The 12,097-nt window shown below is 47.7% G+C and carries 13 protein-coding genes; 6 read left to right on the top strand and 7 right to left on the bottom strand.

The window, feature by feature from the left end; all coding sequences use genetic code 11:
• Window positions 1–152: 152 nt before the first annotated feature.
• Window positions 153–533, bottom strand: coding sequence for a PH domain-containing protein (locus E1919_RS26225; protein ID WP_237144870.1), 381 nt, complete (start codon window positions 531–533; stop codon window positions 153–155).
• A gap of 343 nt (window positions 534–876) precedes the next feature.
• On the opposite strand from E1919_RS26225, the gene bshC reads away from it, so the two are divergent.
• On the top strand, window positions 877–2,439 hold the full coding sequence (bshC, locus tag E1919_RS26220; protein WP_237144869.1) for a bacillithiol biosynthesis cysteine-adding enzyme BshC: 1,563 nt from the start codon (window positions 877–879) through the stop codon (window positions 2,437–2,439).
• Window positions 2,439–3,017, top strand: a complete 579-nt coding sequence (locus E1919_RS26215; protein WP_162056367.1) for a 5-formyltetrahydrofolate cyclo-ligase — start codon at window positions 2,439–2,441, stop codon at window positions 3,015–3,017. The genes bshC and E1919_RS26215 overlap by 1 nt, the downstream gene beginning before the upstream one ends.
• A gap of 3 nt (window positions 3,018–3,020) precedes the next feature.
• Here the strand turns inward: E1919_RS26215 and E1919_RS26210 are convergent, their stop codons facing one another.
• The 5 genes from E1919_RS26210 to mnmD all read right to left on the bottom strand — a co-directional run bounded on the left by E1919_RS26210 (window position 3,021) and on the right by mnmD (window position 7,561).
• Window positions 3,021–4,103 (bottom strand): endonuclease/exonuclease/phosphatase family protein, encoded by a 1,083-nt coding sequence (locus E1919_RS26210; RefSeq protein WP_162056366.1) that lies wholly within the window; start codon window positions 4,101–4,103, stop codon window positions 3,021–3,023.
• A gap of 272 nt (window positions 4,104–4,375) precedes the next feature.
• Window positions 4,376–5,383 carry an aldo/keto reductase gene (locus tag E1919_RS26205; protein ID WP_162056365.1) on the bottom strand — a complete coding sequence of 336 codons (1,008 nt, stop codon included), beginning with the start codon at window positions 5,381–5,383 and terminating at the stop codon, window positions 4,376–4,378.
• A 248-nt stretch (window positions 5,384–5,631) separates the two neighbouring features.
• Window positions 5,632–5,937, bottom strand: coding sequence for a hypothetical protein (locus E1919_RS26200; RefSeq protein WP_162056364.1), 306 nt, complete (start codon window positions 5,935–5,937; stop codon window positions 5,632–5,634).
• A gap of 281 nt (window positions 5,938–6,218) precedes the next feature.
• Window positions 6,219–6,713: a glutathione peroxidase gene (locus tag E1919_RS26195; RefSeq protein WP_162056363.1), complete on the bottom strand. Its 495-nt coding sequence runs from the start codon at window positions 6,711–6,713 to the stop codon at window positions 6,219–6,221.
• A gap of 167 nt (window positions 6,714–6,880) precedes the next feature.
• Window positions 6,881–7,561: a tRNA (5-methylaminomethyl-2-thiouridine)(34)-methyltransferase MnmC2 gene (gene mnmD, locus E1919_RS26190; protein ID WP_162056362.1), complete on the bottom strand. Its 681-nt coding sequence runs from the start codon at window positions 7,559–7,561 to the stop codon at window positions 6,881–6,883.
• Window positions 7,562–7,731: 170 nt separating this feature from the next.
• Between mnmD and E1919_RS26185 the strand changes: the two genes are divergently transcribed.
• The 3 genes from E1919_RS26185 to E1919_RS26175 all read left to right on the top strand — a co-directional run bounded on the left by E1919_RS26185 (window position 7,732) and on the right by E1919_RS26175 (window position 10,644).
• Complete coding sequence (locus E1919_RS26185) at window positions 7,732–8,160, top strand: acyl-CoA thioesterase (protein WP_162056361.1); 429 nt, start codon at window positions 7,732–7,734, stop codon at window positions 8,158–8,160.
• Window positions 8,161–8,181: 21 nt separating this feature from the next.
• A complete protein-coding gene (gene rlmN / locus E1919_RS26180; RefSeq protein WP_162056360.1) occupies window positions 8,182–9,255 on the top strand; it encodes a dual-specificity RNA methyltransferase RlmN in 1,074 nt (357 codons plus the stop codon).
• 135 nt (window positions 9,256–9,390) lie between these two features.
• Window positions 9,391–10,644 (top strand): outer membrane beta-barrel protein, encoded by a 1,254-nt coding sequence (locus tag E1919_RS26175; RefSeq protein ID WP_162056359.1) that lies wholly within the window; start codon window positions 9,391–9,393, stop codon window positions 10,642–10,644.
• A 46-nt stretch (window positions 10,645–10,690) separates the two neighbouring features.
• Here the strand turns inward: E1919_RS26175 and E1919_RS26170 are convergent, their stop codons facing one another.
• Window positions 10,691–11,656 (bottom strand): YihY/virulence factor BrkB family protein, encoded by a 966-nt coding sequence (locus E1919_RS26170; protein ID WP_162056358.1) that lies wholly within the window; start codon window positions 11,654–11,656, stop codon window positions 10,691–10,693.
• Between the two features lie 164 nt (window positions 11,657–11,820).
• Here E1919_RS26170 and E1919_RS26165 point away from each other — a divergent pair, with 164 nt between their 5' ends.
• Window positions 11,821–12,024, top strand: coding sequence for a hypothetical protein (locus E1919_RS26165; RefSeq protein ID WP_162056357.1), 204 nt, complete (start codon window positions 11,821–11,823; stop codon window positions 12,022–12,024).
• The last annotated feature ends 73 nt before the right edge of the window (window positions 12,025–12,097 follow it).

Below are 12,097 nucleotides of genomic sequence, written 5' to 3'. Positions count from 1 at the left end.
GCTGGGAGGATGGAAGCCACATGAAAAGAGAGCAGGTGTTATCACCCTCCACCGCGGATACATGGAATTCTGTAAAATCTTCGATGGGTGGATGCTCGCGCAGAAATTTGTGTCCTAATCGTAGCCTGTTTTTAGGAGGGGGCAGGGGGAGGTCATTTCAGCACATACTTACTCAACACCCGATACGCCTGGTTAATATTGTCGCCTTTGCGAAAATCCTGTTTGATGGTGGGCGTGTTCTCCCCCGTCAGCCATATCTTCAGTTCTGCGTCCAGGTCACCGATGCCGGCGCTTTCCATAGAAAATGTTTTGATGCTGCCGTAGGGGATGCTTTGATAGTCCGCTTTAGAGCCGGTAAGGCCTTGCTTGTTCACCAGAATCAGGCGCTTGTTTGTGAATACCAGCATGTCCCGGATCAGTTTGTAAGCCCGCTCTATGCGTTCATCCTCTAATAAAATTGGTTGAAATTCTTTGGCTAATTTTTCGATAGACACTTCCGAGGCGTGTCCCATCATGCCGCTTAATAATCCCATAAGTTTTTTATTGACTGTTGTACAGTTTATGTACGTTTAGCTGTGGATAAGTTTGTAATGATATTCATCCGATGCATTTTACCGCAGTTCATCAGCCATATACCAAAAGTCAGGAGAGAAAGCTGCTGCCGGTGTTAATTATATCCTAGACATCCTTCAATCGTCTGAATCGCGGCCCTGATGCCCCGCTGCCTGCTTTCTATCGGAACATCTGCAAAACAAAAAATAAAGCCGTTACTTTGTGCTGTGGTTGGCAAAAGGAAAACCTGCTGCAACACATTTCGGGGTTATCTGTTAAAGGAGCTGTATACCCCACGCAAACATGCAGATGGAACTATCTACTATGAAGATCACAAAGATGGATTACGCCGCGACCGGCGCCTTCTCTCAAACTATATCCGATTACCTGAGTCGCAGCAAGCCGCTGCAAGCTTTCTATAACCGCTTTCCGACCGCAGACGCCTTTGAGGCACAGATAAAGGAGAAGGACTTCAGTGAGGCACAGCGCCAGACACTATACCAGGCACTGCAGGAACAGTATTCCTCCGTTGCCGAAGTAAACCCGAAGGTGCAGCAAAACATTGACCTGTTGCGGCAGCCGAATACGTATACTATCACCACCGGCCACCAACTCAACATCTTCACGGGGCCTCTATACTTCGTGTACAAAATCATCACAGCCATCAACACTTGTAAGCAACTGCAGGAGAAGTACCCGGATTACAAGTTCGTGCCGGTATACTGGATGGCAACCGAAGACCATGACTTTGCCGAAATTAACCACTTTGATTTGTTCGGTAAGGACTATACTTGGGAAACAGAGCAAACCGGCGCTGTAGGCAGGTTTACAACGCAAGGCTTAGACAAACTGATGGAGGAGTTGCCGGAGCCATACCCGATTTTTGAGGAAGCCTACCGCAATAGCAAAAACCTGGCGGATGCTACCCGTGCCGTCACACATGCTTTGTTCGGAGAGTACGGACTGGTGAGCATAGACGGTGACCATGCCGGACTGAAGCAGGCGCTGACGGCGGTGGTAGAAAAAGAGCTGACGGAGCAAGTGTCTAACAAGTTGGTGGAAGAGGTGAACGCGCAGCTGGAGGAGCTGGATTATAAGCAGCAGGTATATTCCCGCGACATCAACCTGTTCTACCTTAAAGATGGACTGCGGGAACGCATTGTGCAGGAGGGCGACAGGTATGAAGTGCTGAACACCGACATCAGCTTTAGCCGGGAAGAAATCCTGCAGGAGGCCAAGGAACACCCGGAGCGGTTTAGCCCGAACGTGATTTTGCGCCCGTTGTTTGAAGAGTTAGTGCTTCCGAATTTGGCTTATATTGGCGGTGGGGCAGAGGTAGCTTATTGGTTCCAGTTGAAGCGGCTGTTCGAAGCCTACAACGTGGCTTTCCCGGTGCTGATGCTGCGTAATTCCGCATTGTATATTACCCGCAGCAATGCCAGCCGCATGCACAAACTGGGACTCCAGTCGGAGGAGATGTTCATGGAATACCAGGAGCTGAAAAAGCACTTGTCGGACCAGCTGCATGAGGAGGAGATAAGCCTGGAGGCGCAGCGCGAGACAGTGGCCGCAGCGTTTGCAGCAGTAGAAGAGCTGGCGAAAGACATTGACCCGACACTGGTAAAAGCAGTGGGGGCCGAAGCACAAAAAGCACACAACGCGCTGCAAATGCTGGAGAAGAAAATATCCAAGGCCCGCGACAGCAAGCATGAGCAGACGTTTAAGCAGCTGGAGAACCTGAAAGATAAGCTGTTCCCGGACGGAACCCTGCAGGAGCGCCACGATAACCTGCTCACTTACAAAACAAACAATCCTGATTTTATACCGGCCCTCGTGGATGCTTTTGATCCTTTCGATCTGAAGTTCACGATACTGGAGGAGGAGTAATGCGCAAGGCGGAGCTACGCAAACAGATGCTGCAAAAGCGGCAGGCATTGCCTGCCGAAGAGGTGCAGTTGCGCAGCCAACGCATTGCAGATTTGTTTTTTCAGCACTTCCCGCTGCAGGCGGAGAAAACAGTGCATGTGTTCCTGCCCATCCTTAAAAATAAAGAGGTAAACACCTGGCTTATTATCGAACGCCTGCGGATGGATCACCCGGAAGTGCGGGTGGCCGTGCCGGTAACAGACGTCGCGCAGCATGTGCTGACGCACCATGAACTGACAGAGGAGGCGGTGCTGATAGAAAATGCTTGGGGAATACCAGAGCCGCAGGATGCCCGGATTATACATGCCCGGGAGGTAGATATAGTGCTGCTGCCCCTGCTGGCTTTTGATGAGGCAGGTCACCGCGTAGGCTACGGCAAAGGTTTCTACGACCGTTTCCTCGCCGATTGCCGCCCCGAGGTGCTGAAGATAGGCCTCTCCCTGGAGCCGCCCGTGGAAAGTATAGCCGATGCGAATGAATTTGATGTGCCGCTGGACTATGTTATCACGCCCCAACTTGTGTGGCCTGAAAAGCCATAGTGGCTAGTTTTCCTGCGCCTCTTCGATGCCTTCCTGTATGGTTTCAACAGCTTCTTCGTGCGTATCCTCGTCTGGCTTTGGCTCTTCCTGCTCGTATTCATTTTCCGGTGCAAAGCTTAGCCTGATATAGATGGGAAAATGATCGGAGTCAATGTCAGGCAGCCTTTCTATATCCACCAGCTTAAAGTGGTCGGAATGGAAGATGTGGTCGAGGGGCCAGCGCAGAAGCGGGTAATTCGCATTGAACGTGCTAAACAGCCCCCTGCCAATACGCGGGTCCAACAGGCTGCTTACTTCCTGAAAAAGTTCTGTCGTATGCGACCAGGCTACATCGTTAAAATCGCCCGCTACCACCACCGGGTACTTTGAATCAGCAATATCACTGGCGATCATGACAATCTCGGCATCACGCTTTCTGGAGTTGGGGTCTTCAGTTGGCACGGGAGGCTTGGGGTGCACGGCATGCAGTTCTACCCACATACCGTTTCGGAGTTCCACATACGTTTTAATGGATGGGATTTCTTCTTCCAGCAGATAGTTTACCCTTTTCTGGCGCAAAGGTAACTTGCTGTACAGGTGCATGCCATACGTGTTACTTAGCGGTATCTCAACCCGGTAAGGGTATTGCTGTGTCGTAGGCTGAAGGGCTTGTTGCCATACAGAATCAGACTCCAGCAGCAGCAGAATATCAGGATTTCTTTCTTTTGTAAGACCAATCAACTTGTCATAGCTCTCATTCGTCATGAGTACGTTAGACACCATGATGCTCAGCTCATCCTGCTGTGTATGGTCCTGCTTTGCCTGTTTTACCTGCACAGGGGCCAGTGCGGTATAGGGGTAAATGTTAATGGCTTGGTAAATGATGGCGATACTTAGTCCGGTGAGGAGGAATTTGTCCCGTTTACGGTCCTTGCTGCCCAGCCACAGGTAAAGTATTAGGCTGAACAAAGCCAAAAAGAGAATCTGCATGCGGGGGAAATCAAACACGCGCACGTACCATTCTTCCATGGGAAGCAGCGGCAAAGCTGTGGCAATTATAGAGAAGGTTCCTAAGGCTTGTACGATAATAATCGCCGCTTTCTTCATTTATCCGGGAAGGTTTGAGCTGCAGTAAATATGCTGGAAATTAGTGAAGGTACTCATTTATAAAGTAGCAGTACGAATCTGTAGGTGCGAAGTTAGTGATCGGGAAAATTTACAACAGGCTGCGCAGGTAGCTGATCCAGCTAAAGCCCTTTATTGGTGGAGTTTGATGTGCACTGGGTTTAGAGCTTTTAGCTGGCCTGGAATGAGACATTCAAAAAAAGAAAGGCAGCCACTAAACTGAGCGGCTGCCTTTCTTCCTGAACTACGGAAACTTACACCTTCTCAGGCTTCACCAACTCCAGCTTGTTCAACTCTTCCGTAATAAAGCTAATCTCTTCCCGGGTCAGCTTTACATGTAGTGCTTTGGCATTCTGAGTAGCCTGCTCTGCGTTTCGGGCACCCACCAGGGCAATGGTGATGCCGGGCTGCTCTACGGTCCAGCGAATGACTAATTGGGCCAGTGTGGCGTCCTTGTCGTCTGCCAGCGATTTTATCTTTTGAAGGAACTGGTTGGTGCGCTTCAGGTTCTTGTCCTGAAAGAAATAGATGTTGGTCCTGTGGTCTCCTTCAGCAAACTTGTGGCCGGGCTTCATCTTGCCTGTCAGCAGGCCCCGCTCCAGTGGGCTGTAAGCCAGTATCGATTTGTTGTTTTCGATACAGTACGGTACCACATTTTCCTCAATGCTGCGCTTCACCATGCTGTAAGGCACCTGGTTCGATACCAGCTTCACGTACTTTTCAGCCTCCTGCATTTGCGCCACATTGTAATTACATACCCCGGCGTAGCGTACCTTTCCTTCTTTTATTAATTGTGCCACTGTTTCCATTGTTTCCTCAATGGGTGTGGTTAGGTCAGGCCAATGGATTTGGTAAAGATCTATATAGTCGGTTTTAAGGCGGCGAAGGCTGTCTTCGCACTCTTTGATGATGCTGTCGCGGCCAGCGTACTTGTATATGTCTATCTCTTTGCCGTTGTTGTTCTGGCTCTTCATGGCGAGTTCCCCTTTGTTTAGATCCCAGCGCATGCCATACTTCGTGAGAATCTGCACCTTATCGCGGGGCAGGTCTTTGATGGCTTCGCCTACAATTTCCTCGCTAGTGCCCTGACCGTATATAGGGGCCGTGTCGATGGAGGTTACACCAAGGTCATAAGAAGCTCTAATGGCTTGTACGGCATCTTTGCGTTCGGTGCCGCCCCACATCCAGCCTCCTGCAGCCCAGGCGCCAAATGTTACCACTGATACGTTCAAGTCTGATGTTCCAATTTTTCTGTATTCCATGTTTGTTTCGTATGATGTGTTCCGTTGTCTCTCTTCCGGTTAACTTATAAAGAAAGCCTACTTACGTTAAAACGCCCACTAAAGCAATATGTTAGGGCCTATGGAAGAAAAGGGAGCAGATATAGTGATTTTCAGGCGCACGAAGCAGGAACGCTTTGTGCGCCTTTCAAGTCGGCTGACAGGGTAAAGCAAAAAATAAGCCCCTCCCGGTTTACCGGAAGGGGCTTGCAAAGCGTTTGTGCTACCGCCTATTTGTTATAAACGATTTTGAATTTTTTGAGGTCGTCCACTGGTCCGAACTGAGCCTTTTCTACGGTTTTTCCTCTCAAGTAAATTTTGCGCAGGTGTACTTCCGCAGGAGCGAGACTTCTGGTAAAGTCTGAAGAAACCACCTTGCCATAAAATTCCATCGCTTGTCTGGACTCGCCTCTGCCAAAAGCGTGCTTCGATTCATTCTTGTTTACTGGTTGGCCAGGAATAACATGATAGTGCGTGAAGACTACCTCGTACTTCGGCTGGCATGCTTTGATCACTTTTTTAAGCAGCGTTTTCATATGTGTTTATTTAGTTGAAGTTGCTTTACCTCTTCGTAAATAAACACGTTTCTGCGCCATTATACTAATATATTGATGTATGAATATAAAACAAAGTACCGATTCCTTCCGATATATAAAAGATTATGTGTAGCGTTCAATTTCGATGCACTCTCCTGTGGCAGAAAGGCCATTTATTGTCAACAAAACGCTATAAAGGGTAGACAAAGAAGAGTAGCATAAAGGCTGAAAAAGCTTCTATGCTGCTCCGAAGTTTACATTAAAAGATTCAGAATGTGTTGCTATTTAGGAGTAGCCGTTAGCAGATCCTCTACAAAAGGTGCGATTTTTTCTGGTTTGGTGATGGGGGCAAAACGCTTGACAGGGTTGCCGTTTGCATCGATGAGAAACTTAGTAAAATTCCACTTGATACGGCTACCAAGAATGCCGCCCAACTCTGATTTCAGATACCTGAACAGCGGATGGGTATTGTCGCCATTTACGTCAACTTTATCAAACACCGGAAAGCTGACGCCATAGTTGATCAGGCAACCTTCTTCAATTTCCTTCTTCCCGCCCGGCTCCTGTTTGCCGAACTGGTTACAGGGGAAACCAAGTATGACAAGACCGTTGTCCTTGTGCTTGCGGTAGAGTGCCTCCAGCCCTTCATACTGTGGCGTTAGGCCACACTTGCTGGCTGTGTTTACCACCAGTACTACCTTGCCTTTATATTCCTCCATTGGTATTTCTTTTCCCTGAAGTGAAGTTGCCGATAGTTGATAGAATTCTGATGCCATACGTGTGGTGTTAATTGTCTTTTATAGAGAGAAAGACGAAACACGTGCCGGTAAGGTTCCCAAAACACTTTCCAGGAGGTTATTTCCCTGCTCGTTTGCGGGCAAGGCTGAAGCCTTTTGCTATAGTAGTAACTAAATTTAATGCTGCAGCGGCGGCCTCAGTTTGGTTAATAAACCACCGGCTTCATACCCCGTGTCATTTCACGCTTGCCCGGAGGGCCCGGCAATGCCTCTACCTCAAAGCCAGCGGCTTTCAGGCTACGCTTAAAAGAACCCTTGGCGCAGTAGGTCACCAGCACACCACCCGGGCGCATGGCCTTGTAAAGCTTATCGAACATTGCGTCAGCCCATAATTCCGGCTGCTTCTCGGGTGCAAAGGCATCAAAGTAGATCACGTCATAGTAAGAGTTCGGCGCAATGAACTCTTCCAGTGTTTCGTGTATCTTCTGGAGCGTAAAGTAAGGAATAACGTCCACCGGCTCATTCCAGGGGCAGGCGTGCAGTTGCTGGAAATAGTCGAACAACTCCGGGTTTAGGATAAACTGCTCGAAATGTAGTTCTTTTACTACCTCCTCGCTAAGCGGGTGCTTCTCCAGTGTGTCGTACTGGATAAAGGCTTTCTGAGAAAACGCAACCGGGAAAGTTAGTATAGCGTTAAGGCCCGTGCCAAAACCTACCTCCAGTATCTTGATGTCTTTTTTCTGCTCCAGTACGTGCTCAAGGCCGTGCTTAATGAATACGTGCTGTGACTCCTGCAAAGCTCCATGCACCGAATGATAATGCTCATTCAGGTCCGGTACATAAAGGGTGTTAGAGCCGTCTTTGGTCTGTCGTATTTCGAGGTGCATCTTTTTTGTGTTACCTTACAAAGTTAAGCATTGTAACATACAGCCTGCAATAGCTGGCAGCAGAATATGCTACAAATATTATGGCCGCATGGTTAAATTGTTGAATGGTTGTTTATTCTTTTTTTCAACAATTTAACCATGCAGCCATTCAACAATTAAACGAACAAACCATGGCAAGAGTACACGTAAATATACCCGCACATACACACTTCGAGGCAAGCATTCCTGTCCGCATTACAGATCTGAACTATGGGGCCCACCTTGGCAACGATGCCCTGCTGTCCATCCTGCACGAGGCGCGGCTACAACTGTTAAAACACTTTGGCTATAGTGAGATGGATTTAGGTGGTGCCAGCCTGATTATGGCTGATGTGGCCATCAGTTACAAAGGCGAAAGCTTCTATGGCGATATGCTGACTATCAGGATGGCATTTGATGATTTAAACAAGTACGGCTTTGATATTTCGTACCAGGTTCTAAACCAGGATGGCAAGGAAGTGGCGCGCGCCAAAACAGGTATGCTGTGTTTCAATTACAAAGCGCGCAAACTTATGTCGTTACCGGACGAAGTAAAGGCGAAAATTGAAACTAAAGCCTGAGGATTTTTGTAATTTTGCAGTATGACTTTGATTGCAGATATAAGTATTCTTAATAAGAAAGATATCCGGAAGCTGTCTTTGGACGATCTGAAGGCGTGGCTGGTGGAGCAGGGGGAGAAGCCTTTCCGTGCGAAGCAGGTGTATGAGTGGCTCTGGAAGCACTCGGCGCAGTCGTTTGCGGAGATGAACAACGTGAGCCTGGCGCTCCGCGAAAAGCTGGAGCAGCACTTTGCCATTAACGGTGTGCAGGTGGCTACACAGCAGCTGAGTTCTGACGGCACGATAAAGTCTGCTTTCAGGCTTCACGATGCCAATATTGTAGAAGGTGTGCTGATACCGCACAACGAGCGCAAAACGGCTTGTGTATCGAGCCAGGTAGGCTGCTCGCTTACCTGCAAGTTCTGCGCCACCGGCTACATGGACCGTGTCCGTAACCTGGATGCCGCTGAGATTTACGACCAGGTGGTGCGCATTAACGAGCAAAGCATGAAGCAGTATGGAGAGCCGCTCAGTAACATCGTGTATATGGGTATGGGCGAACCGTTGCTGAACTACGCCAACGTCATGAAGAGCATTGAGCGCATTACGGCGCACGATGGCCTGGGTATGGCAGCCCGCCGCATTACAGTGAGCACGGCAGGTATCGCTAAAATGATCCGAAAGATGGCAGATGATGGTGTGAAAGCGAACCTGGCTTTGTCGCTGCACGCGGCAAACGACGAGAAGCGAAACCAGATTATGCCTATTAACGAGACTAACTCACTGGAGGCTATAACAGATGCGCTAAAGCATTATCATGAGGTAACTGGCCGCAAGGTGACCTACGAGTACATTGTGTTTGAAGACTTCAATGATACCCTGCAGGACGCAGAGGAGCTCTTGCGTTTCTCAAAGATCATCCCATGCAAAATCAACCTCATCGAGTATAACCCGATCGAGAACGCCAATTTCCAGAACACAAACGACGACCGCTGGCAGGATTTTATTTACTACCTCGCCGATCGTGGTGTGCAGGTGAACGTGCGCCGCAGCCGTGGCAAAGACATTGACGCCGCCTGCGGACAGCTGGCCGTTAAGGAGAAGCAAACAGCGTAAAAGCTAAGACCATATATGAAACAGAGAGCCCCTGCTATGGATGTAGCAGGGGCTTTTTTATTGATTTTAGTAACTTAAAGATTAATACTTAAGTATTGGTATATCTATATTTTTATAAACTCAAACAGTAACTTCATGAGCAAACTTTACGCTTTCTCCTTCGCACTGCTCCTCACAATTTCTTTTTCTTTTGTGCAGGCACAGGTTGTTTATAAGCCAGGATACATTACAACGCCAGAGGATAGCAGGATTGAAGGGCTATTAGGTTACAGAAATGAAGTGAGCCACGCACAGGGTATCATGTTCAAAAGAGATGAAATGGCAACCGAACGTCAGTACCTACCTCACCAATTGAAAGGCTATGCGTTTGAGCAGGGTGGCCGTTACGAAGCAATGCCATTAGCAGGGGCAGATAGCACTGTAAAACAGGTTTTCTTGGAAGTATTGGTAAAAGGTACCGCCAGCTTATATTATTTGAAGATGGGAGATCTGAATGAGCGCTTTTTTATTAAGAAGCAGGGGGAGGAGTTGGAGGAACTGCTGCATGAAGTAAGGAGACTGCAAATGGAGAGCGGGCAAAAGTACAATGCAGATGTTAAGTTATATGTTGGTACCCTTACGCAACACTTTTTAGATTGTCAGGGTACCCAGCTGCAGATAGAGCAGACCCGCCTGAAGCAACCGAGCCTGATAAAGCTTTTCTCCCGGTATAATACCTGTGTTACCCCTTCCGAAGAGCAATATGTGAAAGATACAGGTAAAGGGCTGCGGGTAAGGCTAGGTCTTTTAGCGGGTACTTCTTTTACTAACTCTCAGTTTAGCGGTAACCATGCCAGTACCTTAGACCTCCAGAATAGCAGTGGTTTCGAGACTTCTCGTGATCTAACGGCAGGATTATCTTTAGACATAGTTGCGCCAGGTACATCTGAGAAAATAGGTTTGCACGTAGGTGTCATGTACACACAGTATGCTTTTGAAGGAAGCTATGAAATTTATGAATCAGATGAAGTTCGCAGACAGTTTAACTACAACCTCAAAGCTTCTCATCTGAAAGTGCCCGTTATGTTGCGATATACTTACCCAAAAGGAATACTAAGACCGTTTGTGCAAGCGGGTGTCCAGAATGGATTCGTAATCAGCAAGGAAAGCAATGTGCAGGAACAGTCAAAGTACTACAATACTAACCGGGAAAAAGAATACCCGCTTTTGGATGCCTATCGAGGGCATGAGCAAGGCTTTTTGGGCGGCATAGGAGCGCTGCTTTACCTAACAGAGCAGACTAGTCTGACCGTTGAAGGCCGTTATGAAATTAACAATGGTATTTCTGCCTATAGAGAGCTGGAACACTCAAATAGGATTGCCTCTTTTTTAATTGGAATAATGTTCTAGGTAAGTGATTTTCCTGAAGCTGAATAATGTAGTCTCCGCTGCTGGTTTATTTCTTCGGCTCAAACCGCCCTTCTGGTTGAGGTCTGCCGCTGGCTATATCGTCTCTCTCTTCTACAACCTCACGCTCCTCTACAAAAACAGCAAACTGTTTGGGCCGTATGCGCTGCCCGAATGCTTCTGCATATTGCTGTGTAAACTCTGCTCCAAAGAGCACAATCAAGGAAGTATAGTAAATCCAGACAAGGATAACAACCATAGAGCCTGCTGCTCCATAGGCAGAACCAGGGTCACTGGTGCCAATAAACCAACCAATCAATACTTTGCCGATAGTGAACAGCACAGCTGTGATAAAGGCGCCTACCCAAACGTCTCTCCATCGGATAATAGCATCAGGCAAATAGTGAAAGACAAGCCCGAAAAGTGCTGTGATAATACTAACGGAAAGCACTATGTCTACTAACTGGATAACAAAGACTCCTATGTCAGGAAAAATACTTGATAAATAGTCACTCAGAATAGAGATAACAGTGCTAAGCAGCAATGAAACGAGCATCAGCAGGGCAATACTCAGCACAATGCCGAAAGAAAAAAGGCGCACCTTCAGCATATTCAGAATGCCACTCGTTGGCTTGGGCTTCAGGTTCCAGACCATGTTAAGCGACTGCTGTAGTGTAGCGAAGAAGGTGGTAGAGGCAAAAACCAATGTGCCAAGGCCTATCCAGAAAGCCAGCCCGGAGGATTCACTTTGATGTGCGTTCTGTATGATAGTTTCTATTTCTTGGGCGGCGTTCGGTCCAATGGCGCTCGATATCTGGCTTGATAGCTCGCCTGATACTGCCTGTTCTCCTAAGAAAAACCCTGCCGCCCGGATAATAATTACTAAGAGCGGTGGAATGGAGAAAATGGCATTGAAAGCCAGCGCTGCTGCCAAAAGCAGCGAGTTGTTGTCTATGAACTCTGAGGCAGAGGTTTTAAACAATGTAAAGGTACTCTTGGCAGTATAATCAGCCATAGGCTTTTTAAATATTGTTCTTTAAATCTTCTTGTGATACGGCAGCAGCAGGTTTAGGTTAAATTTGCGGTTATAGGTCCGAATAAGCTAAAAAGAAAACTATTCAGAGCAGGTGCACGATAGGAATAGGATATGTCTGTTCATTTCAATTTAGCATTTTAGTGATGTATCTCAAAGAAAACATACTCATAGTGCTGTTGTTCTACCTGACTTTCACGCCACTGGCAGCGGTATGTGGTGGTGTCCCTTTATCGGGTATAGTTCAATCAGACTCAAAGGCACAGGTGCTGGCTCAAAAGGTGCTGGATAGCATGTGTCGGCTCCCCAACTTTAGAACTACCTTGGAGTATAATTTTCAACAAATTTAAATTCACTTCTGCTACCACTACTATGGGTGTTCATTGTGGGTAACCCGAGAGGGTTATCCACTGTGAACGCCCT

The organism is Pontibacter pamirensis (assembly GCF_010015475.1).
Lineage (GTDB): Bacteria > Bacteroidota > Bacteroidia > Cytophagales > Hymenobacteraceae > Pontibacter > Pontibacter pamirensis.
Note: the sequence above shows the minus strand (reverse complement) of the source record. Positions and strands in the feature narration are given on the sequence as shown.